The sequence below is a fragment of the Sphingopyxis panaciterrulae genome, assembly GCF_014199295.1.
In the GTDB taxonomy this organism is placed as follows: Bacteria; Pseudomonadota; Alphaproteobacteria; order Sphingomonadales; family Sphingomonadaceae; genus Sphingopyxis; species Sphingopyxis panaciterrulae.
In genome coordinates, this window is the sequence record NZ_JACIJH010000015.1 from 54,424 (window position 1) to 77,001 (window position 22,578).

General features: G+C 64.8%; 25 protein-coding genes. 14 read left to right on the forward strand and 11 right to left on the reverse strand.

From position 1 onward, the window contains the following. Position 1: 1 nt before the first annotated feature. The gene (locus FHR21_RS17495; RefSeq protein WP_184100672.1) at positions 2–1,384 is read right to left on the reverse strand and encodes a spinster family MFS transporter; all 1,383 of its coding nucleotides are present in this window, start codon (positions 1,382–1,384) and stop codon (positions 2–4) included. A 620-nt stretch (positions 1,385–2,004) separates the two neighbouring features. On the opposite strand from FHR21_RS17495, the gene FHR21_RS17500 reads away from it, so the two are divergent. From FHR21_RS17500 to FHR21_RS17510, 3 genes are all read left to right on the forward strand, one after another. Further along, the gene (locus FHR21_RS17500) at positions 2,005–3,372 is read left to right on the forward strand and encodes a hypothetical protein (protein ID WP_184100674.1); all 1,368 of its coding nucleotides are present in this window, start codon (positions 2,005–2,007) and stop codon (positions 3,370–3,372) included. Positions 3,373–3,610: 238 nt separating this feature from the next. Continuing rightward, positions 3,611–4,063, forward strand: coding sequence for an antitoxin Xre/MbcA/ParS toxin-binding domain-containing protein (locus FHR21_RS17505; protein ID WP_221235240.1), 453 nt, complete (start codon positions 3,611–3,613; stop codon positions 4,061–4,063). Beyond that, the gene (locus FHR21_RS17510) at positions 4,060–4,578 is read left to right on the forward strand and encodes an RES family NAD+ phosphorylase (protein WP_184100676.1); all 519 of its coding nucleotides are present in this window, start codon (positions 4,060–4,062) and stop codon (positions 4,576–4,578) included. The genes FHR21_RS17505 and FHR21_RS17510 overlap by 4 nt, the downstream gene beginning before the upstream one ends. Here FHR21_RS17510 and FHR21_RS21335 read toward each other — a convergent pair. The 3 genes from FHR21_RS21335 to FHR21_RS17520 all read right to left on the reverse strand — a co-directional run bounded on the left by FHR21_RS21335 (position 4,484) and on the right by FHR21_RS17520 (position 5,426). Then, positions 4,484–4,939 (reverse strand): ester cyclase, encoded by a 456-nt coding sequence (locus FHR21_RS21335; protein WP_362989313.1) that lies wholly within the window; start codon positions 4,937–4,939, stop codon positions 4,484–4,486. The genes FHR21_RS17510 and FHR21_RS21335 overlap by 95 nt on opposite strands. Continuing rightward, on the reverse strand, positions 4,933–5,058 hold the full coding sequence (locus tag FHR21_RS21110; protein WP_276569293.1) for a hypothetical protein: 126 nt from the start codon (positions 5,056–5,058) through the stop codon (positions 4,933–4,935). Before FHR21_RS21110 ends, FHR21_RS21335 begins: the two co-directional genes overlap by 7 nt. A 77-nt stretch (positions 5,059–5,135) precedes the next feature. After that, entirely contained in the window at positions 5,136–5,426 is a 291-nt protein-coding gene (locus FHR21_RS17520; RefSeq protein ID WP_184100680.1) for an ester cyclase, read from the reverse strand. Positions 5,427–5,553: 127 nt separating this feature from the next. On the opposite strand from FHR21_RS17520, the gene FHR21_RS17525 reads away from it, so the two are divergent. Beyond that, positions 5,554–5,847, forward strand: coding sequence for a hypothetical protein (locus tag FHR21_RS17525; RefSeq protein ID WP_184100681.1), 294 nt, complete (start codon positions 5,554–5,556; stop codon positions 5,845–5,847). A 250-nt stretch (positions 5,848–6,097) separates the two neighbouring features. Here FHR21_RS17525 and FHR21_RS17530 read toward each other — a convergent pair whose 3' ends face one another. After that, positions 6,098–6,997, reverse strand: coding sequence for a LysR family transcriptional regulator (locus tag FHR21_RS17530; RefSeq protein ID WP_338113204.1), 900 nt, complete (start codon positions 6,995–6,997; stop codon positions 6,098–6,100). Positions 6,998–7,145: 148 nt separating this feature from the next. On the opposite strand from FHR21_RS17530, the gene FHR21_RS17535 reads away from it, so the two are divergent. From FHR21_RS17535 to FHR21_RS17545, 3 genes are all read left to right on the forward strand, one after another. Further along, positions 7,146–8,435, forward strand: a complete 1,290-nt coding sequence (locus FHR21_RS17535; protein ID WP_221235241.1) for a CoA transferase — start codon at positions 7,146–7,148, stop codon at positions 8,433–8,435. 60 nt (positions 8,436–8,495) lie between these two features. Next, positions 8,496–10,004, forward strand: a complete 1,509-nt coding sequence (locus tag FHR21_RS17540) for an acetyl-CoA acetyltransferase (RefSeq protein WP_184100684.1) — start codon at positions 8,496–8,498, stop codon at positions 10,002–10,004. A 117-nt stretch (positions 10,005–10,121) separates the two neighbouring features. Further along, positions 10,122–10,982 carry an NAD-dependent epimerase/dehydratase family protein gene (locus FHR21_RS17545; protein ID WP_184100685.1) on the forward strand — a complete coding sequence of 287 codons (861 nt, stop codon included), beginning with the start codon at positions 10,122–10,124 and terminating at the stop codon, positions 10,980–10,982. 178 nt (positions 10,983–11,160) lie between these two features. On the opposite strand, the gene FHR21_RS17550 is transcribed toward FHR21_RS17545, so the two are convergent. The 5 genes from FHR21_RS17550 to FHR21_RS17570 all read right to left on the reverse strand — a co-directional run bounded on the left by FHR21_RS17550 (position 11,161) and on the right by FHR21_RS17570 (position 14,415). Further along, entirely contained in the window at positions 11,161–11,919 is a 759-nt protein-coding gene (locus FHR21_RS17550; protein WP_184100686.1) for a transcriptional regulator domain-containing protein, read from the reverse strand. 187 nt (positions 11,920–12,106) lie between these two features. After that, positions 12,107–12,916: a JAB domain-containing protein gene (locus FHR21_RS17555; protein WP_184100687.1), complete on the reverse strand. Its 810-nt coding sequence runs from the start codon at positions 12,914–12,916 to the stop codon at positions 12,107–12,109. Between the two features lie 125 nt (positions 12,917–13,041). Continuing rightward, entirely contained in the window at positions 13,042–13,518 is a 477-nt protein-coding gene (locus FHR21_RS17560; protein WP_184100689.1) for a hypothetical protein, read from the reverse strand. 38 nt (positions 13,519–13,556) lie between these two features. After that, positions 13,557–13,889 (reverse strand): hypothetical protein, encoded by a 333-nt coding sequence (locus tag FHR21_RS17565; RefSeq protein WP_184100691.1) that lies wholly within the window; start codon positions 13,887–13,889, stop codon positions 13,557–13,559. 58 nt (positions 13,890–13,947) lie between these two features. Continuing rightward, positions 13,948–14,415, reverse strand: a complete 468-nt coding sequence (locus tag FHR21_RS17570; RefSeq protein WP_246427306.1) for a helix-turn-helix domain-containing protein — start codon at positions 14,413–14,415, stop codon at positions 13,948–13,950. Positions 14,416–14,905: 490 nt separating this feature from the next. On the opposite strand from FHR21_RS17570, the gene FHR21_RS17575 reads away from it, so the two are divergent. The 7 genes from FHR21_RS17575 (at position 14,906) to FHR21_RS17605 (ending at position 20,537) form a co-directional block, all read left to right on the forward strand. Continuing rightward, on the forward strand, positions 14,906–15,649 hold the full coding sequence (locus FHR21_RS17575; RefSeq protein WP_184100695.1) for a helix-turn-helix transcriptional regulator: 744 nt from the start codon (positions 14,906–14,908) through the stop codon (positions 15,647–15,649). Positions 15,650–15,729: 80 nt separating this feature from the next. Next, positions 15,730–16,341 carry an acyl-homoserine-lactone synthase gene (locus FHR21_RS17580; protein ID WP_184100697.1) on the forward strand — a complete coding sequence of 204 codons (612 nt, stop codon included), beginning with the start codon at positions 15,730–15,732 and terminating at the stop codon, positions 16,339–16,341. Between the two features lie 10 nt (positions 16,342–16,351). Further along, entirely contained in the window at positions 16,352–17,254 is a 903-nt protein-coding gene (locus FHR21_RS17585; protein WP_184100699.1) for a phytanoyl-CoA dioxygenase family protein, read from the forward strand. After that, positions 17,251–17,874, forward strand: coding sequence for a GntR family transcriptional regulator (locus FHR21_RS17590; protein WP_184100701.1), 624 nt, complete (start codon positions 17,251–17,253; stop codon positions 17,872–17,874). Before FHR21_RS17585 ends, FHR21_RS17590 begins: the two co-directional genes overlap by 4 nt. Before the next feature lie 96 nt (positions 17,875–17,970). Next, positions 17,971–18,108 carry a hypothetical protein gene (locus FHR21_RS17595; RefSeq protein ID WP_184100703.1) on the forward strand — a complete coding sequence of 46 codons (138 nt, stop codon included), beginning with the start codon at positions 17,971–17,973 and terminating at the stop codon, positions 18,106–18,108. Positions 18,109–18,153: 45 nt separating this feature from the next. After that, positions 18,154–18,816: a lasso peptide biosynthesis B2 protein gene (locus tag FHR21_RS17600; protein ID WP_184100705.1), complete on the forward strand. Its 663-nt coding sequence runs from the start codon at positions 18,154–18,156 to the stop codon at positions 18,814–18,816. Beyond that, positions 18,813–20,537: an asparagine synthase-related protein gene (locus FHR21_RS17605; protein ID WP_184100707.1), complete on the forward strand. Its 1,725-nt coding sequence runs from the start codon at positions 18,813–18,815 to the stop codon at positions 20,535–20,537. The genes FHR21_RS17600 and FHR21_RS17605 overlap by 4 nt, the downstream gene beginning before the upstream one ends. An 84-nt stretch (positions 20,538–20,621) precedes the next feature. On the opposite strand, the gene FHR21_RS17610 is transcribed toward FHR21_RS17605, so the two are convergent. Further along, the gene (locus FHR21_RS17610) at positions 20,622–22,535 is read right to left on the reverse strand and encodes an Atxe2 family lasso peptide isopeptidase (protein WP_184100709.1); all 1,914 of its coding nucleotides are present in this window, start codon (positions 22,533–22,535) and stop codon (positions 20,622–20,624) included. Positions 22,536–22,578: the final 43 nt, after the last annotated feature.

The window sequence follows — 22,578 nt, forward strand, 5'->3', positions numbered from 1 at the left end:
GTCAAGCTCGGGGTGGAGCAGGGGCGATCGGATTGCCTGCCGGCTGCGCGTGCAGGCGTTGCTGTGCAGCGATATAGGAATCGCGCCCCCACCAGGCAACGGCAATCGCCAGCAGCGCGACCGGCACCGTCGTGCAGATGATCGAATATGGCAGCGCGTTGTCGTCGTGGAACACATAATCGGTAAACAGCGCGACCGCCGTGGGCCCGACCGCCCAGCCGAGAAGGGTGGTGACGAGCAGGATCATCGTCACCGCTTGCCCGCGCATGCGGTTGGGAACGACGTCCTGCGTCACCAGCGGCAGCGTGCCGATCGCGGTGACATGGGCGATCATCTGCAGGCCGAGGAAGAAGAACGCCAAGTAGACGTTCGTCATCAGCGGCCAAAGAATGACGCAGGGGATGAATAGCGCCTCGCCAACGAATAGTGGCGCGAGCCGCGCGTCAGGGCGTCCTTGCTTGTGCCAGCGGTCCCCCAGATAACCGCACAGGAGAAAGCCGATCGTCGATGCAACAATCAATTGTATTCCGACGATCAGCCCGATGGTCTCCATCGGCAAGCCGTGCATGCGCTGGAACACCGAGGGAATCCAGGGAACGAGAGCATTGCCAACAAAGGCGATCGCGACTTGAGAGATCAGCACGCAGGTGAAGGCGCGTCGTTCCGATAGGATATGCTTCCAGAAGTCGGCGGACGTGCGCTTGGAATCAACGGCAGCGGAAACGTCGGGCTGGTCGTCGCGGCGGACCGGTTCACTCACGCCGAACATCAAAAGCGCGGTGATCAATCCCGGCGCACCGACGAATATAAATGCCGCCTGCCACGGAACGAAACTGCCCAGTAAGGGTAGGACGACGCTGGATTGCCCGCTCATCGATCCGACGACCGCTCCGCCGATCATCAGCGACAGGCCTGTTCCAAGCGCATGCGACGTCATGTAAATGGCGATCGCCCGGCCGCGGATTGCGGGTTCGACATAATCGGCAATCATCGAATAGGCAGCTGGCGCGAGGATGGCTTCGCCGACTCCGACGCCCATCCGCGCGATCACCAACTGGGCATAGGTGGTCGTATAGCCCGACCAGATCGTCATGACCGACCAGAAGAGGATCCCGACGATGATCAGATTTCGGCGATTGCTGCGGTCCACCAGCCGCCCGAACAGCGGGCCGGCAATCGCATAGATCACGGCAAAAGCAGCCCCTTGAAACAGGCTGACCTGAGTATCGCTGATCTGGAACGCGTCGCGGATCGGCTTGACCAGCAGGGCAGGGAACTGCTGGTCGAGGCGCGAATGGAGCGTCACGATCATCAGGATGGCGATGACCACCATCGCGTGCGACCGTCGGGGATAGGATTGCTCGGAAAGCGTCTCGGTCGTCATTCAGGGCTGCTCCCACTCATTGCTGACGACCCGGTTCGCGCTATCACGCTGCGGCCTCTTTCTCGGTGCCATCGACGTTGCATTGCGAGTTCAACTTGACATATGTCAAGTGAATAGCGGCGATGGTTGGGCCTGCGCGCGAGATTGCGGCTCGTGACGAGATTTCAAAAGTTGCGGCAAGGCATAGTTGCACCTTCGCCGAATTCCTGCGGTCGCTCGACGAGGCAAGCCGGTCCCGGCCGCCCAAGGGGCCGGCCGATATAGAGCAGACATACCGGGTTGCCGCCAAGCGTCTCCGGAACGCCGGAGCCAACATAACCGTTCGCGAAATGCGGCGGCTGGTTCAGCATCTTCGGGACTTTATGTCCGAGGAGCTTCCGGATCTCCTCAAGGCGGAAGGTGCGGCTCCTCCGGACTGACCCGACATCCACTGGCGCTGATGGTCGGAACCGCGTATCGCCGAGGGATGGGACGATTTGCGGGCCGGTCGGCGGAAAAGAGGTTCAGCACGCTCTGTTCGGATCAGGGGGTTACCTGCAACGAACCGGGCGAAGACGATCATGGGTGGGACCATATCGTCGAATTCCCCCCACCGGCCGGTCGCGGGCATCTCGGCGGACATGCAGCGGCCGCTCCCGGCGATCTTCGTACAGACCAAGAGTCACAAGGTGGAGGGGCTGCGCGTCACCATGAAATTGAGCAATGCGCTCAAGCTCGCGCGCTCGCCTTCGCCTTGCTTCGCATTGCTCCTGACGAAAGGGAGCGATGGCTGCGACGCCTGGTACGGGGTCCATTTCTGGGATGAGCTCATGGCGCGCGTGCTCAAGCGTGCTCGCGAGGCAACGCGCAACGGGACGCCCGAGGGGCGTTTCAACAAGCTCAGCTTCAGCTTCACGATGTCCGAAGCGGACCGTCATGACGCGGATGGATTGCTGGACTGGATGGCGGACCAGGTCAGGTCGGCCGGCCCCCACTATGCGACCGCGAAACAGGAGCTGCACGGTGGCCCGGATATCGTCGGAACCCTGAGCATCGGCCCCTCGGTGTCGATCGAGCAATTGATCGACCACCAGCTCGGATTGACCCCCTCGATACCGCTCGCCTCGATCAGGCTCAGCTTGCGTCGTTTCGGTATCGATCTCCCGTTCCCGTTTCCTGTCCCTGAAGGTCCCGCGAATTTCGCCAGCATGCAGGCCCTGCCTTCGGCGGTGTGCGACATCAGGTTGCGCGGTCCCGATGGCATCTGGATCGACCTGGCTGGCGAGGTCATCGCCCCGGGCCTTCCGAATATTCCCGAGGACAAGCAGAAGATCCGCATTCGCGCACCCTTCTTCGACATCATCTGGCCGCTGAGCGGCGAGCCGCAGTTCAAGGCGCATTTCGATACTGCGGCGCGCCATTCGCCGATCGACCTCGAGAGGATGCTGCGCTTCCTGAGCTGGACCGGGCAGGGCGAGATCGATCTCAGGGTTTCGATCGGCGATCGGCCGATCCTCGGCGCGATTTCCCATCTCGATGCGCTTGAAGGCCAGCCAATGTATGCCGCACTAGCGGAACATGCGACGGCACTCGCGACCTTGTCGGCGCATCACAAGACCAATGTGCCCCGGATATCCATGGAAGATGTGATGGACAGCGAGGAGGCCGACCAGCTCCTGGCGTTTCTGTCCATGTCCGACCTCGGGATGAAGGTCGAGCCCGCCGGCGATGGGCAATGGCACGATATCGATCATGCCATTGCCTCGGGAGCGGGCCTCTACGGCGAATGGACATTCGCGGCGATCCAGCGCCTTCCCGTGACCAGCCAGAAGCGCGAGGGAGCGGAAGTCCACATCCGATTCGGAAAACCGGTCCTCCTGGAGCGTTACGCCTTCCCCCAGGACGACGAGGCTGCGCTCGAACGTTTGCAGGCGGATTTTCGCCGTCACATAGCGAAGCGCGGGATTTTGGGTCTGGAGTATCTTAGCTCTCAGCTCGTTATGCCCTGAGCGAGATTCTCCTAGATTTATCGGCGGTCACGTGCGCTTTCGGCTCGATGCCCGCCAAGCATCGCCGGGCCGAATCGAAAGACAAGAGTCCGATCTCAAGATAGCCTGATTTTGGGATATATCTTCTGAATTCCAGGGCCTTTCCCTGGGGCTCCCGCGCGGTGCTGCGGCCGGACCATCTTGCAATGGTGCTGGATATGTCCCATATAATGCCCCTGAATTGGACGGAGAATGGGACATGGTCGCACAGGCAATCGGAGGTGGGAAAGCAGCCGCGGCACCGGCGCGGCGCGCGGGGGTGCGTCGTTCGGCCAAGTCGGGCGCCTTTCAGACGACCGGCTTCATGACCCATTTCATCGATCCCAAGGGCAATGTCGACTTCGATCAGGTCGTGGACGCCTATCGGCTGACCAAGGGTCAGCTTGCCGACACCGTCGGGCTCGCCGCTGCGACGATCAGCAAGGCCGGGCGCCGCGACGGGCCGCGCGCGCAGACGCGGGTGCGTGAGATGCTCGAGATCCTCGAGCGCGTCCGCGAATGGGCCGGGAGTGATACGCAGGCGCTGGCCTGGTATCGCGCTGAGCCGATCCCGGCGCTCGACGGCCGTACCGCCGAGGCGCTTGTGAAATCGGGGGAGGCGGGCGCCGTGCGCGACTATCTCGATCATCTGGCGCTCGGCGGCTTTGCTTGAGATTTACCGGCCGCTGCTTTCGCGGGCATGACCCGCGCTGGTCCTTCTCGCCCTTGTCGGGCGAGGGGGCGGCGAAAACCGGCGGGCGCTTCAACCGCAAGGGGGAAGCCGCGCTCTATATGTCGCTCGACGTGATGACCGCGATCGGAGAATGCACGCAGGGGTTTGCCAATCGGCTGAGCCCGCTCACCATGGTCGAATATGATGTCGACTGCGAGCCGGTGGCGGATTTGCGGACCGAGGAGGCGCGGGCGGTGCTCGGCGTCTCGCTCGACGAGATGGCGTGCGGCTGGCTGGTCTACCTGCGGGCGGGGACCGAGGCGCCTTCCTGGCTGCTTGCTGATCGGCTGCGCGGCGAGGGTTTTGTCGGAATGCTCGCGCCGAGCTTCGCTCATAGTGCGGGCGCAGGGAACGATAATCTCATCCTGTGGCAGTGGGGAGCCCGCTTGCCGGCGCGAGTGGCGGTCCATGATCCTGAGGGACGGTTGCCGAAAAATCAGCGTAGTTGGGAATAGCGAAGAGTGGGCTTGCGGTCATCCAGTCCTCGGTGTGCCAGGTGCGCACGACCTGTCCGCCCTCGAACTCGTGGATATCGACCGCCTGGATACGCATCGTACGTCCGGTTGCTGGCGGGCCGAGCCAGGCGGCCTTTTGCGTGCCGGTGATCGTCGAGCGGACGACAACCTTGTTGCTGTCGCGGATCACATCCTCGACCCGGATGTCGAAGTCGGGAAAGGCCGTACGCAGTTTGACGAGCGTCTGCTTCGCCGCCTCGGGTCCCGGCGGAGCCGTGGGCGGCGAGGGGATATCGACCCAAGTCGGCGCAAGCAGCCGGTCGAGCAGCTCGGGGTGGCCCTGCGCGAACGCATCTACCAGAGCAGCACGGCGCGTGCCGGGGCGGCGGGCACCGCCGGGGGCGTTTCGACCTGCGCGTGCGCGGGGAGAGGAGCAGCCGTCAGCAGCGCCGCGGCGATCAGGAGGGGCAGGGTTTTCATGACCATACCCCCTCAGCTCTGCGGCAGCGCGCGATGACGCCGATCTGCTGCAGGACCGAATAGAGGTTGGCGACGCCCTAATGCTCGCGGATCGTCCCATCGACGACACGCATTGCGTCGACCGTCTCGAAGCTCACCTTGGTGCCGGTCCCGGCGATGCCGAGGAAGTCGCCCTGGTGCGTGCCGCAATAAGTCTTGTACGTCGTCACGACGTCACCATCGACGCGCTGCCAGTGGATATCGGGGGTGAAATCGTCAATAGCTTTCTCGGCCGTGAGTGGACGCTTGACGCTATTCGCGAGCAACTGATGCAGGATTGAAGCCTGCAGCTCAACGGAAATCGGCGGAGATGGCAGGAAAGGTTTCACTTTTCTTCCTTCCGTCTGCGAAAGCTACCTGTCCGCTAACGGGCCCGCCCGGCGGAGCAAGGCCGTTGTTTTTTGCAGCTTGCGCAGCTTGTGCTAGGCTTCGTCAAACATAATCGGAGTCGCAAGGATGGGAGCAAAGGCCGACCACGATCTTTTGGGTCAGGCGATGGCAGCGGAACGTCAATATGGTGATCGCGCGCCCGAGTTCATTACGAAGAAGGCGCAGGCGCTTCGCAAAGACGGCGAATATTCCGAGGCCGACTTCTGGACGCAAGTCGCTGGCTGTTTGACGGACTTGCACGCGATCAAATTCGCGGGCGGAGGCAAGGCGGCCGCTGAGGCAGCAGAACATCGCGACCTGCAAAACCGCCGGCCGGTGCTCCGGACGACCAACAGCCCGGCGTCAAACCCGGACCGCTGACAGCAGGGATCGGTTGATCACGCGGCGACGATATCATGATCTTCAATGCCAATGGCGCGCGGGAAGTCAGGCCCGATCCGATCGCTGCGCGGCTCGATTTCGTCAACGTCTCGCGGCGGAACGGCCCGCCGCGGCGCGTCAGTCGCGAGCATTGAAGAGGGGCATTCGATCCTGACGGCTGCCGGACAAGATGCGCACTGCGTCGCAGCCAGGATCCGCCGGGTGCGGGCCGGGACGTCGACTGCTCACGTTAGGCGGCGGCGCGCTTGCGCGATGCGAAAGCGGCGATGAGCAAGCGCACCCAGCGCCGCCGGTCGCCGGGCCGGCTGTAGACCACCGTATCGATCACCGGTGCCTCGCCCATCAGCGGATAGACGTCTTCGTCGTCGGCGTTGTGGCCCGGTCTTTCCTGCGTCTCCCATATGAGGTGCGGCAGCCCGCGCGAGTGAGCGAAGCGCGCGATGGCGCGGCGATCGGCTTCGGGCGCCAGAACCAGCTGGACGCCGTGCGCGCGCAGACCGGCATAGACCTGCGACACCACCGGCGAATCCTGGTTGCCGGGCGAGATGGCAAGGCTCTCGCCGGCGAGATCGTCGATCGAAAGGCGCTCGCGCCCGGCAAGGCGATGCCCCGCCGGAACCGCGACATGGCAGTAACGGCGAACGACATGCGTCATGTCGAGATCGGCTTCGACGACGCCCGGCGCCGACAGCGAGAAGAAGACGTCGAGCTCGCCCTCCCTGAGCTTGGCCATCAGCTCGGTCCGCGTGCCGTAGACGATTTCGAGCTGCGGCTCGGGATAGCGCTTCTGGAAGGCGTCGATCGCGTCCATCCGCTGCTCGGCAGCGAAGCTGTAGGCACCGATCCGGACCACGGCTTCGGACTTGGCCTGGATGGCGCGCGCCGCCGCCATCATCGCCTTCTCGCTTGCGAGCAGCGCGTGGGCATGGGGCAACATGGCTTCCCCGGCGGGAGAAAGGGCAACCGAGCGCGAATTGCGGTCGAGCAGGGTCAGCCCGAGCTGGTCCTCGAGCCGCTTCAGATGCTGCGAGACCGCCGACTGGGCCATGCCCAACGCCTCGGCGGTGCGCGTGAACGACCGCTTGTCGGCGATCGTCATGAAAATGAGCATCTGTCGCAAATCGAGCATGGCGAAGATCACCTATCACGTTTTGTGATAGATAGCTCCCGATATCGCAGATGATCAATCCCTCATCGGCTGGCAGTTTGACGCTCGATGTCCGTCACCAAGAACGGACGCCATGAGGGAGAGGTCCGTGAAGATTTCGAATATTTCCGTGCATGCATTTGTCTGGGCTGCCGCGTTCGGCACCACCGCCGCGCACGCGCAGAGCGCGCCGGCCGCGGAAGTGCCTCCGGCGGAGGCTGTTCAGGATGCCGGCGATGGGGACATCATCGTCAGCGCGCAGCGCCGCGAGGAACGGTTGCAGGATGTCCCTATCGCTATCTCGGCTTTTTCGGGCGACGCGCTGCAAAGCGCAGGGATCAGCTCGACCAACGATCTGACGCAGATCACGCCGAGCCTCAACTTCACCCAATCTTCCTTCTCGCCGCAGCCGACGATCCGCGGACTGGGAACGCGCGGCGTCTCGGCGGGCGATGAGTCGCTGGTTCCGGTCTATATCGACGGCGTCTATCAGCCCTTTCTCGGCAGCGTCGCCACCGAGCTCAACAATATCGCGCGCGTTGAGGTGCTCAAGGGCCCCCAGAGCGCGCTGTTCGGGCTCGACTATGACAGTCTCAAGGCGTTCAATCCGGGGATCATCGTCGTCGACAGTTCGGCGTTCGGCCCGACCGGGCCGTGGAGCCGGCGCATGGGATATGGGCCGCTCGTCCGGGCCTCGTCGGGGCTCACCATGCAATGGCGTTATCCCGGCGAGGCCGACAGCTTCTCCGATGCGATCACCGTCTATCCCGATCATGTCGCGGCCCGCATCGGGGCGATCGCCACGCTCGCGCTGCTCGTGCGGCGGCTGCGCACAGGCATCGGCGGGTCGATCGCGATAAGCCAGTCGGAAGTCATGCTCAGCCATATGGCGGCGAAGATCGCGCGCCGCGTGCTCGAACGGGCAGGCGTCGCGGTGACGGGCGAGGAAGCCGAAGGGGCGTCCGCTCTCTATCGCTGCGCGGGCGACGATGAATGGTGCGTCGTTTCGCTGCGCGGCGAGGCCGACCGGCAGGCGATGCTGTCGGTGACCGGCGGCGAGGAAATCGGGGCGTGGCTCGCGGAACAGGACCCGCGCGCGGCAATGGAAGCGCTCCAGGCGGCGGGGGTCCCGGCGGGCGCGATGCTGCGCGTGTCCGAGCTTCCCGAATTCGATTATTATGTCGAACGCGGTTCCTTCCGCAGCGTGACCCATCCGCATCGCGGCGAGCCGCATTTCGCGGAGACGGCGCCGGTGCGGTCGCTGCGCATGCCCGCGCCGCCCGAGGTTCCGGCGCCCTTGCCCGGCGAGCATACGGCGGAAATCGTTCGCGACATTCTCGGGCTCGACGATGCACGCATCGACCAGCTGATCGCACAGGGCGCGCTCGAACAGTTCATCATGCCGGAGGATGCCGCGTGACGGTGCGCCCGGATGCCGGCCTCGCTGGCAAGCCCGCAAAATTCCCGAAAGGTTAAGCACATGATCGATCCCGAACGCATCCCCGTCATTGTCGGCGTCGGCCAGATCAACGACCGGCCGGCCGACCCCGGGGAAGGCCTCGACCCCCTCGGACTGATGGCTGCAGCGCTTCGTCTGGCCGATGCCGATGCCGGCGGGGGATGGCTTGCCGACCTCGATTCGCTTGCGATCGTCGACCAGATTTCGTTCCGGGAACTCGGCGATCTGTCCGCGCCTCTCGCCGACAGTCTCGGGGCGCGTCCGCGGATTTGCGAAAAGACCCGGATCGCCAGCGGCGACAGTCCGATCCTGCTTCTGAACGAAGCGGCCAATCGCATCGGTGCCGGGGAGATCAGGATCGCGGCGATCGCGGGCGGCGAAGCCCTGCGCACCGCCGCGCAGCGCGCCGCAGCCGCGCGCGGGACCGACGTCTCGGCGCAGAATGCCTCGCGCGCCGCCTCGACGCGTCGGACACCGAGCTATCGGCAGCGATACGGGCTCACCGCGCCGGTCGATGTCTACCCGCTTTACGAAAATGCCGGGCGTGCGGCTTATGGACAATCGCTGGACGAAGCGCAGGCCGAAAGCGCGGAGATCTGGTCGCGCTTTTCCGAAGTCGCCGCCGCCAACCCGGGCGCATGGCTTCGCAAGCCGGTCTCGCCCGAAACGGTGCGGACGCCGACCGCCGAAAATCGTCCGATCGCGCACCCCTATACCAAGCTGATGGTTGCCAACTCGTCGGTCAACCAGGGGGCGGGATTCCTGGTAACCAGTCTCGGCGAAGCCCGGCGGCGCGGCGTTGCCGAGGAGAAACTCGTCTATGTGGGGCAGGGCGCCGCGGCCCACGAAGCCGACGATCCGCTGGGCCGCGATCGCTATGACCGCAGTCCCGGCATGATCGTATCGCTTCGGCGCGCACTGGCGGTCAACCGGCTGACGAGCGCAGATCTCGATTTCGTCGAACTCTACAGCTGCTTTCCCTGCGTGCCGAAGATGGCGCGCCGCGTCATCGACTGGCCTGTCGACAGGCCGGCAACGGTTTTCGGCGGCCTTACTTTCGGGGGCGGGCCGATCGGCAATTATATGAGCCACGCGGTTGTCGGCATGGTCGAAGCGCTCCGCGCCGAAGGACGCTTCGGCCTGCTCTTCGCGAACGGTGGCTTTGCGACGCACAACCACAGCATCATCCTCGGTCGCGAACCGGTCCCTGGCGCTGCCCATCCCGGCGAATTTGACTTCCAGGACGAGGCGGACGCCCTGCGGGGAGCCGTGCCCCGGACCGTCGAGGACTATGAAGGGCCGGCCACGATTGAAACCTATTCCGTGCTCTACGAGCGTGACGGTGCGCCGAAGCAGGGTGTGATCGTCGCGCGCACGCCCAATGGCGATCGCACGCTGGCGATGATATCGGGGAAGGATGCTGCGGCGATGGCATTTCTGACCGACGGTATTGCCGAGCCGGTCGGCAGTGCGGGCGATATCACGATCGATAGCGATGGGTGGCAGGTCTGGCAGACAAGTCCTGCCTGATATGCTTGTAGTGCCGCCGGGGCGTCGCTGTGAGCGATTGGCTGTCCAAAGCGGACAAGGGCGGGCTTGAGGTCGACGTGCCGCCACCGGTCAACGGCATTTAGCAGGACATCAGCCATGTATGTAATAGTCACGGGCAGCGCCGGAAAACTCGGACGGGCTGCCGTTGCCGCCTTGCGCAAGGCAGGGCACCGTGTCGTGGGTCTCGATGTCCAGGGACCGGTCGCTGCCGCGCAGTCGCTTCGCGCCGACTGTACCGACTTCGGTCAGGTGATGGGCGCGTTCTCCGGGATCGACATCACGGGCGGAGTTCCCGACGCCGTCGTGCATCTCGCCGGCATACCGATGCCGGGGCTCGCAACCGACCAGCGAAGCTTCGAGGTCAATACGATCTCCACCTACAATGTTTTTTCCGCCTGTGCCCGGCTTGGGATTTCGCGGATCGTGTGGGCATCGAGCGAAACCATCTTCGGACTGCCGTTCGACGAACCTCCGGCGTCGGTCCCGCTCGACGAAAGCCATCCCGACCGCCCCAACTGGTCCTATGCCTTGTCGAAGCAACTTGGCGAAACGATGGCCGGGAATTTCTGCCGTTGGGCGCCGGGGCTTTCGATAGCGTCGCTCCGTTTCTCGAACGTCTATTCCCTCGAGGATTATGAACAGCTTCCTGCCATTCAGGCGAAACCCGCCTGGCGAAAGATGAACCTCTGGGCCTATGTGGATGCCGAAGACGCAGGCGAGGCCTGCCGTCTTGCGGTCGAGGCGGCTTTCGAAGGGCATCAGCGTCTGGTGATCGCTGCCGACGACAGCCTGATGGCGGTCGAAACGTCTCGTCTTCTCGACGATCATTTTCCCGGCATCGAGGCGACCCGCGCGATCGAGGGTCATGCCTCGCTCCTTTCGTCGGACCGGGCTAAAGCGGTTCTCGGGTATCGGCCGCGCTTCAGCTGGCGCGATCGGGTTTCGGCGAAAGCGTAAAGCCGCTGGCGCGCTGTGCCGCCGACGTCGGCGATACCTGGCCATGGGCGAGCGGCGAGCCGGCACGGCAGAGTCCGGGCACATTCAAAGCCCCCTGATCACGTCGCCGGACAGCACCGTGATGACCCAAGCCGCGACCGGACGTCGGGCGCGTTGACGAGCAGGCCTTCCAGCCGCCTTAGTCGAACCATGGTCCCGCGAGCGGTTCCGCCAGATATCGCTGTGCGGTCTTGACGAGCCGCTGAACCCGCAGGCGGTAGGACGCGCTTGCCACGCGCCAGCGCGATGGCGCGATCGCGTCGCCCCAGAGCTGGCGCGCGATGGCCTGCTGGTTTGCGCCCGCCAGCAAGGCGTCGCCAACGCGTAGCTCCATGATCCACTGCGCCGCCCTGCGTTCCTTGGGCATCATCGACCCGGGAAGATGGCCTTTCTCGGCAAGAACGACGAATTGCTTCAGGGATTCTAGCTTCGGCCTGGCTGACTGCAGACCCGTTATGCGGTGCTCGACAAGAACCGGGCCGCCGAGGAGCGTGCCGTCGTGCAAGTCGAGGCGGACGGCCCAATGGCCGTCGCTGAGCAACCAGTGCTCGTTGCCGGACGCGTCTATTTCGACCGACACGAAGGCAGCGACTTCGCGCACATCGAACAGGTCATCGGCGGGGCTGTCATTCGCGGCCGGCCTCCCGCGCAGCACGCGCGGGTCCCGTTCGATGCTCCAGATTGGCCGCGCGGCAGGCGTCGCAAGGGCTGGATCGATCCAGCCCAGCAGCCCGATATCGGCCAGGAAGCCGCTCGGAGCGAAGGCGCGGGCCTCCCATTGCCTTCGATAGCGGCTGTTGCGGCGAAGCCATTCCCACGCAAAGGCCCGCCGATCCGAAATCAGTAACTCGGCATAGGACTGGGGCGAGCGCCAGTCGGCCGCTGGCCCGCGTATCATCGCATATACCCGGAATATTTTCGCAATATTTTCATGCGGCGGCAAGGCGACGACAAAGAGCCGACGTCAGCGGCTGCCGGGGAGCGGAGTTGATCGGGGCGTCAAGGGGGGCGGCGCGGGAAGGGAAGCCGGGCGATACCCACGGGCGCGGATGCCCGTATCGGGCAAGGACCGCACGATGCGCGCGTTATTCGGCTCCTTCGGCAAAATAGGCGCGCAGGCGATGGGCGATGGTTGGTGTGAGGTTCACGAGGCTGCGCCGGCCGTCATGGGCGTCCAGCGACCGCTCGAGGATGCCGGCGTCGCACAGACGCTGGATGAGCTTCATCGCGCTGCTCGTCGGGATCGCCGCGGTGATGCAGAGCGCGGACATGGACAGCGGCTGCCCTCGCGACTGATGGATGAACAGGTCGACGAGCATGTCCCAGGCCGGTTCGCCGAACAGCTCGGGGTTCCCGAGGAGCTGCCTGCGCAATATTCTCCGCCGCATGGCGGTTTCGGCGTTTCGCTGCGCGAGCGCATCCGTCTCGTCGGCGGGATCCGGATGGCTCCGCAGGAAGAAGGGCAGGAATTTTCCGCGCGGTCGCACCTGGGCCGACCCCTCGATCAGATTATAGGTTCGCGTTCCCGTCACGATGATGTGTTCTAGAATTTCGACGTCGAGCGCTCGGCCGACCTCTTCCAGACGCCGTGTCGCGCTCAGGTCTTCCGCGCTCGGTGCCGGGTCGCCGCTCGGGTGGTTGTGGACGAGAATGATCGACGCGGCGTTGTGTTCGAGCGCGCGCCTGAAGATGGTCCGCGGATAGATCGCCAGTTGCGCGAGCGAACCGCGCTGAACTTCCTCGTCGGCGATCAGGCTGCGCGCTGGATCGAGAAAAAGGACGCGCAGCCGTTCCTCGGGCAGGCTGCCCATCGACGCGATGAGATACCGGCAGAGGTGCGGGTTGCGCGGATCAATCCGGACCGTTCTGAGATCGGAGCGCATTCCTTCGAGCATCGCGTCGCGAACATTGGTGAGGAACGAGGCCAAGCCTGGATAGCCCGCTAGAAAGTGGGTCAGCCTTTCGGGAGATTGCGACCAGATCCGGCCCAGGCTTGTGAACTCTTCGAGAAGTCTGTTCGCTATCGTGTCGCAGTCGTCGGGCGCGATCGCCGCGACCAGCCTCGCCAGGATCGATCGTTCCCGTTCGCGCGCAGCCGCCTGAGATGCCGCCAGGTTGCGAGGGCGAGAAGGGGAGGCAGAAGCCAGGATGCAGCGACCTGCATCGTCTGGTACGCCACCGGGTGAACCGAAATCTCCATCGCCTTGCCGACATGGGCCATGAGAGGAAAGATCTGAAGAACGGCCGCCGGCATCGGCCAGAAGCGATGGGCCGTCAGTGCCAGCACCAGCGTCGCGATTGCCGCAGCGATATCGATTGCCAGATGGCCCGCGTCGATCGAGGAGAAGCGCGGCGGGACAAACAGATGCAGGATCTGGTCTGCGAGCGCCATTGCAATCAATATCAACGCCATGGCCCGCTCGGGACCGCCGCCTCTCCTGAGGGCATAGACGAGGACCACCAGCAAGATCGTTACGAAGATTGCGATCCGAACCATCGCGATCAGAAACCATGCGAGCGGTCCCCGGTCAATGTTCAGGACGTGGCCGCAACGGCATGCCGTCCGGCAGCGGCAAGCGACGGACATTCGTGAAGGTCGAGGCCAGCGCTCTCGCGTGCGATGCCGACGAGGTCGCCGTGAACGCGCAAGACGTCCCCGCTCGCGCCGACAAGTGCGGTCTGGACCTTTGCCAGGCGCTGGATCGTCGCATGCCCCTGGACGGCGTCGACGCCGGGTGTGTCCCGGCGCGCGGCGACGACGCTCGTCATCAGGGACGCGACGGCAATCAGCGCATCGTCGATACGTGTTTCCGCGGCAGGGACTTGCTGCTGAAGCCTCGCAACGGTGAAATCGATATTCTCGGACATGACGTCTCCTCTGCCGGAAGCGCATGCTCCGGCTGTTACTCGGCAGGATTGAGAAGGCTCAGCCGGAGATGAGGCGCGACAGCGACTCTGCGATGCCCAGGCTGCCGAGGAGGAAGACGATCAGGGCGACGAGTAATGTCGCGATGATCGTCAGCCTTGTGCCCGGCAGGTGGTCATGCCTCCAGATCTTCCCGGACGGCGGGTGCGTTCCCGAAAGGCGATCCCGGAGCGAACTGCTGTCATCGAGCCCGTCGAAGCCGGAATAGCCACCGTCTGGAAAGTCGGATGCAACGAGGGTCGGCCGATCGACAACCTCTACCGGATCGTATGCGATCCGATGGTATATCTTTCGCAGCCGCGCGTAGCGCAGCGCCACCTCGTCCCGATCGGCCGCGCCGAGCGCGGCCCGGGCATTTGTGATCCGCTGATCGACCGTATATTTCGAAATGCCGAGCTCGCGTGCAATTTGCTTCGACGTCTTGCGTTCCAGCACCAGGTCGAGACAAGCCCGCTGCTTGTCGGTCAATCGGTTCCAACGCAGTCGATCGTCATTGGGGGAAGGTTGCGACCCGTCCATCGTAGAAGCTTTGTCACGTCCCTTTCAGCGAGGCTGTTTCCTGGTCCAGAGCAGTTTGACATTGAAGTCCTTGTTAAATCAACTTTCCTTCGGTCCAGCCGGCGAGGCTCTTCCGGACTTCCATCGCGCGGACATCGGGCCGCGCTCTTCGCGCCGGGCAATTGCGCCATCGCCACGCAGGGTAGCGTTTCCGGCAAAGGCCGGTTCCGGATGCGCTTCGGTCGGCAACAACAACTCTCAAATTGAGACTAACTACCGAATAAGTTTGAAATATTTCTGTCACATTATAGCTTGTATCTGCTCCGCATCGTTTTCGACCAGCATCGATGCGCCACCGCGGTGACCCTGCCGTTTGAGAAGGCGAGGGGATCGGCACCGGACAGGGAGCAATGCCGGAGAGGCTGGTTCGAGAACGCCGCCGGCATTGCCAAGGGTCGAAATGCCTACGCTCGATGCCGCGCAGCGACTCGCGGCCGAAGTCTTGAAGGTCGCGAGCGAAGACGCATTGATCGATATTCTCGACGAGGCCTGCTCGCGGCTCGGATGCTCGTGGTTCGCGCTCAGCCATCACGTCGACTTCCTGGCCGCCCCCGATAAGGGGCTGCGCATCCACAATTATCCGCAGGATTGGGCGCGCTGGTTCGACGAACAGCGCCTTGGCATCCGTGATCCCGTCCATCGCGCAAGTCGTCGCCGCGCCGCGGGGTTCCTCTGGCACGACATGCAGACCTTCTCGCGGCCGCGGCGCGGCGACGAAGCGATATTGGCGCGGGCGCGTCGGCACGACATCCACGATGGTCTCACCATCCCCACGCATGTCCCGGGCGACGCGCACGGATCGGTATCCTTCGCCTGGCAAAAGGGCACATATGCCACGCCGGAGGCGTTGATGTTCGCGCAGACGATCGGCGCTTTTGTCTTCGAGGCGGCGCGTCAGCTCTCGGGCCTCGTCCCGGCCAATGATCAGCCGCGCCTCACGGACCGACAGATCGAATGCCTCCTCTGGGTGGCGCGCGGCAAGTCCGATTCCGTGATCGCGCAGATCATGGACCTGCGCACTGATACGGTGAGCGAGCATCTGCGCAATGCGCGGGCGCGATATTCGGCCCGGAGCCGCGTCAGCCTTGCAATCCGGGCATTGTTCGACGGGACGATCTGCTTCAGCGACGTCGCCGGCGGCTGAAACACCCCCCTTTCTTGGTATGGCGGAATCGATTTTTCCGGTTCAATTGGTCTGTCTCTTTTCATCAGGGAGACACGCCGATGTTCCTCACGATCAACCAGGACAACCGGGCGCGCGAACATGTCGCGCTCCGTTCGATGTTCGAAGCGCGCAAGCGCGTTTTTGTCGATTTGCTCAAATGGGATCTGCCGGTGCTGGCGGACCGGTTCGAAGTCGACCATTTCGACGATCCTTTTGCGACCTATCTTATCGTCAGCGATGCACGGGGCGAACATCTCGCCTCGGCGCGCCTCCTGCCCACAACGAGACCGGCCCTTCTCGACGGCCTCTTTCCGCATCTCGTCTCCGGCCCGGTTCCGAACGGCGCGGCGATATTCGAGATCACGCGCTTCTGCCTTTCGCCGGGCGTGGGCGCGCGGCAACGCCGCGTTGCGCGCGATACGCTGCTCGTGGGACTCGTCGACCACGCGCTGGCCCATGGCATCACGACCTACACGGGCGTCGCCGAGCTTTCCTGGTTCCGGCAGGTTCAGGACTTCGGATGGCGATGCCGCTTGCTCGGCGAAAGGGCTATCCATGATGGCCGCGCGCTGGTCGCGCTGGCGATCTCGATCGAGGCGGACACGCTCGCCAGGCTTGCCGAGGCGGGCATCGGGGCGCCCGGCACCGGCGTGCCCGCCAAAGCCGCATGAGGAGGGCGAGATGTCGATTCATCCCTTCCCGAACTGCGGCCATGCTGCCGCGGCCGCGCAGCAGCTGGCATCCGAAGGCTATGTCCGGCTTCACGGTGCCGTCCCGGCTTCCCGGATCGCGGCGATCGCGGCGGATCTCGCGCTCCGCTTCGACGCGACGCCCTTTTGCTCGGGCGGATTCTATGGCGAACGGACCAAGCGGTTCGGGCGTCTCCTGATCCGCTCGCCGCATATCGCGGACCTCGTGCTGCATCCCGGCATATTGGCGCTTGCCGAATCCGCGCTCGGTTCGTGGTGCGACCGCATCCAGCTCAACCTCACGCAGGCCATCGAGCTCCATCCCGGCGCCCTCGCGCAATTTCCGCATCGCGATCAGGATATGTGGCAGGGTTCGCTTGGTGAGGTCGAATATCTGCTCAACGTCATGTGGCCCCTTACCCCGTTTACCGAGGAGAATGGCGCAACGCTCATCTGGCCCGCGAGCCACGGCGTGGAAGCGCTTGTCGAGGTGCCACGCGAGCAGCCCATCGTGGCCGCCGCCGAGCCGGGCGACGCGATCGTCTTCCTCGGTTCGACGCTGCACGGCGCAGGCGCCAATCGAAGCGCCGGGCTGCGCCGCGGCATCATCGTCAGCTACTGTCTCGGCTGGCTCAAGCCCTACGAGAATCAGTGGCTCGCCTATCCGCCCGACGTGGCGCGGCATTTCCCGCCCGAGTTGGCGGCACTGGCCGGTTATGCGCAGCACCGGCCCAATCTCGGCAATTTCGAAGGACAATGTCCCTCGGTGCTATTCGGTGGATATCCCGACGAGCCGCTTGCCGCGACCGATGCGCTGCGGCCCGATCAAGACGTCTTGCTCGGTGAGTTTGTCTCCGGCCAGCGCGCGGCGGGAGACGGAGCAACCCGATCATGAACGCCGGATCTACAATGGAGCGCGTCTATCTCGACCTCAAGATGCGCGTACTCGATGGGCGCTATCCGCCGGGCACGCGCCTCGATCCGGTCAACCTCGCAAAGACGCTCCGCGCGAGTGCGACGCCGGTCCGCGAGGCGCTGCATCGTCTTGCTGGCGAGCGAATCATCGACAGCTGGCACCAGGAAGGCTTTCGTCCTCCCATCCTCGCGGAGGCCGATCTCCATGACCTTTACAGCTGGGCATCCTGGCTGCTCGGCCTTGCGCTTCAGGGCAACGTGCCGGATCCCGACCATCCGGCGGGCCTGGTCGGGCTCGAGCTGCGCAAGGACTATGCCGAAGCGCTCGACTCGCTTTTCCGGGCGATTGCGATGTGGAGCGCCAATCGCGAAATTCGCTTCGCGATTCTCAACCTGATCGAGCGATGTCACGTCTTTCGGAAGGCGGAGGCCAGCGTCGATACCGCGGCTCGCGACATGCTGGCGGCGATGGAAGATGATTACCGCTTTGGTCGCTGGAGTGCGCTTCGCGCCAAAATCACGCGGTTTCACCGGCGCCGCATGGCGTTCGCGGGCCGCGTCGTCGCCGAGATCAGACCCCGCGACGAACCGCTCCGATGATATTCGAAAGATATTCAAACTATAAAAATTCTATTCTCTCCGACCGGCGTAGCTTTCTGGATGCCGCAATCCCGCGGCTAACCAGAGGAGGTTCTCATGAACCAGTATGACATCGTCGAGGACGGCATCGAAGAACTCGGCGTCGCCAGCGTCGAAACGCTCGGCCAGATTCCGAACCGGCCGGAACCCGATGGCGTCCAGCCCTTCCTGGGCGGCGGCATTTCCGCCGAGTGACGGATCGGGGGGCGCGACGCGCAAGCGCCGCGCCCTCAATCGGCCATGGCCTATCATCTTCCGCCGCATGTGAGTTTCGGGTTTCTGGGCGATCGCGCTGTCGCGCTCGATCTCAGCGCCGATCGCTATTTCCTGATAGCGCCGCGCGAGGCCGCAGCGCTCGCGGCCGCCGGCACAGCGGCGGGCGAGACAGCGCCTTGCGCAGCGCTCGACGCGCTCGTCCGGCGGCGCTTGCTCGCGCCGGGAGCGGGGTCGCCGATCGCACCGATCGCCGCCGTCGACCTTCGCCTCTCCGCAGTCGAGGCGCCACCCGCCGACGGCCATATCACCTTCCTGGAAGTCGGCCTCCTGCGCGCGAGCGCCGGCCTCCATCTCCGTCTGCTGGGGTTGAACGGGACGCTCGTCCGTTGGCGTGCTCTTGCCCGCCGGTACGAGGCGCGTCCGCGGCTGACAGCCGCAGATGCGGACGCAATCCGCGTTGCGCAAGGCTTCGCCGACGCGCGCGTCCTCTTGCCCGCAAGACAGCTTTGTGTTCCCGACAGCCTGGCGCTGGCCCGTGTCCTTTGGCGCCGCGGGATCGATGCGGACGTGTACTTCGGTGCCCGGCTGGCGCCCTTCATGGCGCATGCCTGGGTCCAGCGTGGCGACATTTTGCTCTCGGATACGCTGAATACCGTGGGCGAATATACGCCGGTCTTTCGGCTGTGACGATCTGCATCGCTCTTATTCAGGCCGAAGGCCCCGTACCCGCGTTGCCCGGCGGCTATTCGGAACTTGGGACTATCGGAACAGCGCGGCTCGTCGGCAAGCCCGGCACGATCGTCGCCGTGTCGGGTGAGGCGGCGCTCGTCGGCTACGCCTTTCATCGCGACAGCTTCGCCTCTTGTCCGGCGCTAGATCCCGGCGCGGTCGAGCACATCGTGCGGACCGAAGGCGCGTGGGCGATCAGGAAGCTCTGGGGGACTTTCATCCTGATATGGGCCGACGCGAGCGGGCAGGTCTTTGTCCTTCGTTCACCGTTGACCGGGCCGGCGCTGTTCCAGACCCGCCGCCAGGACGACGGCGGCGCGGCGGCGAACGCATGCTGCGCCTTCACCGACCTCGGCCTCGCGCGCGCGCTGGGGTTTCGGCTCGATCGGCCCGATCCCGGCGCGATCGACGCCTATCTTCGCTATCCCCTGTTGCGAACGCCGCGCAGCACTATAACCGGGGCGACCGAGGTCCTGCCCGGCGAGGTAACGCGCTTGGGGCACCGCGAGCGAAGACCGGCAAGCTGGCTTCCGTGGGATTATGCGTCGTCGCCGCCGATACGCGCCGAGGCGAACGATCTTGGCTCGCTCGTGCGCGCGACCGTCGGCGCATGGAGCGGGCGCTTCGCCCGCGTCCAGCTCGAGCTTTCGGGCGGGATTGACAGCAGCATCGTCGCCGCTTGCCTGTCTGTCCGTTCCGACCCGTGGCGCGCGATCACGATGGTCACGCCGGAGCCCGACGGCGACGAGCGTCTCTATGCGCGTGCGATGGCCGAGCGCGCGAACGCCCCGCTCGCCGAACTCATGCTGCCCGCCGAACCCGCGGACCCGATCTCAACGCCGACGATGTTGCGTGTCCGTCCCGGTGGCTTCGGGCTGATCGGTCCGACCGACGCGGCCTTCCTCGCATCGGCGCGGGCCTATGGTGCCGACGCAATTTTCTCGGGGACCGCCGGCGATGGAGCGTTCGGTTATCAAACGTCGATCGCCCCGGCGCTCGATGCCTTGCGATATCGGGGTATGCGCGCCGCGCTCAGCGCGGCGCGCGACCAGGCCCGCATCACCGACGACAATATCTGGAGCGCGCTGCGTCACGGCGTGCGCGGCTATTTTCGGGGGATCAGACTCTGGCCGGTCGACGATCTATTGCTGTCGGTGCGCCATGCATCGCCAAGGCCCGAGCACCCTTGGATGACCGACGCGGGGCGCATCCCGCCCGGCCAGCGGCGCTACGGTCTCGGCCTGCTGTCGATCCAGCCCTTCCTCGACGGCTATGACCGGTCGCTCGCGCTGCCGAAGATCGCGCCTTTGCTGTCGCAACCGCTGATCGAATATGGTCTCGGCGTGCCGAGCTGGCAGTGGGGCGAGGGCGGGGTCAATCGCGCTCTCGCCCGCGAAGCCTTTCGCGGCGACCTGCCTGACGTCATCCTCGCGCGCCGCAGCAAGGGACGTATCCTGTCGATGTTCCTGCCGGCGTTCGAACGCAATCGGGAGCGGCTTGCCGCCTATCTCCTCGATGGCTGGCTCGCGGGCGCCGGCCTGCTCGATCTCGATACGATCGCCGACATGCTGACGGGGCGAAAGGAGGCCGATACGCTCGCCACGCTCCGTATCCTCCAGTTCGCGGATATCGAAGCCTGGGCGCGCTCGGTGGTAGGGTCCGAGGCGCCATCGCGATGAAGGGGTTGGCAGCCATCCGGGCGCGATGGCCGCAGTGGGCAAAGGCCTTGCCGGGCGCGCCGGGGAGCGGCGCCCGGCACGCACCTAGGGCGCGGTGGCTTGGAAGGACTCCTGCGGAGCCCCCGCGCGGAGCGCGCGCCAACGGACGTACTGGCCAGATTTCGCGGGGGCCGGATCTTCCTCGCCCTTGAGCCAGAAGCGATACCAGTCGAGATTGCGCTCGTAGACCGCACGCTTGTGCACCGGCTGATATTTGATGTGGATTTCGTCCGCGAAGGCGAACAGTTCGGCAGGCTTCCCGGCCAGCTTCAGTTTTGTGTGAAACTCGACGAGGTTGCGCACTTCGGACTCGGGCAACTGCATCAACAGAGGCGTATCGATCGCTACGACATCCGATGCGGGCGAGATTGTCCGCCAGCGTTCGGGGTCGCTGTCGGGATCGCCCGCCTGCCAAAATTCGCGAAATGTCCTGGCGAAGCCGCGATCGGGAAGCGCATTCGACCAGTAATAGTGCGGCGTCGCCTGTCCCGACGAGATGGTGGCGGCCGCAAAGCGCTTCGACTTGCGGATGGCCCAGACGGCAACGGTCGAGCCAAAGCTAAGCCCGCCGATGCCGACGCTTCGGGGATCGATACGTTTTCGTGCGGCCAGGTCGTCGATTGCGTCGCCGATCGCAGCGAGCGCGGTCTCATAGCTTCGCTCCATCGGCTGGCCGGGTGGTGGCGACTGGCCGTTGATGCAGAGCACTGCGATGCCATGTTCGACAAGTGGGAGCATCGGAATCTCGTCGCCGACGCCGCCCTTGAGAAACCCTGCGCAGCGATAATATTGAACGACCAATGGGAGTGGACCAGCGCTACTCGACGGGGTGAGCAGAATACCGTCATGGCCATTTTCCCAACGCAGCGGCGTGGCAACGGCGCCGATCCGGCGGCGCAGGTCCGCATTGGGGTCGGCGATGACCGAGCGGGCTCCATCCACATAGGCGATGCGGACAAGGCGTGGCGGCTCGGTCGCGCTGCTCTCGGCGCAGATGAGCGCCTTCGGCGCGGCGCCGCAGCGCGGTTGCCAGATCGGTGTCCGCTCGGCGCCATCGGTCGCAGTGAGATAGCGCGCCTTGCGGTCCCCGATACGCCAGAGCCAGATATTCTCGCGCGCGCCGGCATCGCGCTCGAACAGGATCAACATGCCGCTGCCGGGCCGCTCGGTAATTGCGGCGAGCTTTCCCGACCGGCAGGGCGCGGCGCTGCAAGGGATGCGCTCACCGTTGGCGCGGACGACCGTCAGTCGGACTTCGCCCGCCGAGCCCTCTATCTCCGCAACGCCGCCTGTCTTCAGGACAATCCGGCGATCCTGCTGGGACCGCGTAGCGGGCAGGGAAGGCGCGATATTCTCGCTGCCGAGCTCAACCGCCGTCTCCTTTTTCGGCGCGTCCCACAACAGGCCCGCGCGATCGAACCAGTTGCGGTTCCACCTTTGCACGACGCGGTGACCGCCCTCGATCTTGCCGCCGGCGATGGCCTGCCCGAGGTCGACACTGTCGTCGACCAGTACGCCTTCGTCATAGGCCCGTTGTTCCGCCGCGGCGACTTCGGCGCGGGTCGCCCCGGTCGTGTAGCGCAGCGATCGACCATCGGCGGAGACATCGAAATCGAGAATGTCTGCAGCATCGACGATCTCGCGCCGCTGGCCTTGGTGCTCGCGCCAGTGCCAGATCGCGGAGACGCCATCGACGAGCGCGAGGGAACGAAAGCCTTTCGAGTCCGCATCCCACACTGCCTTTTGTTCGGCGACCGAACCCGCGCCATCGTGGCGTACCGTCCCCGCGCTTCCCGCATGCACCGGGGGGGCGCCGTCGATATCGGCGACATACCAATCGAGCTTGGTGTCGTTGGCGCTCACCGATGGACGCGACACGCGGAAGAGAATCTTCTCGCCGTCAGGAGAGAGCGTCGGCCCCATGATGTCAGCGACCTCGACGAGGTCGCGCGTCGTCAAGGGAGCGCCGCCGTCGTTTGGCGCTACCGGGACTTGTACGACC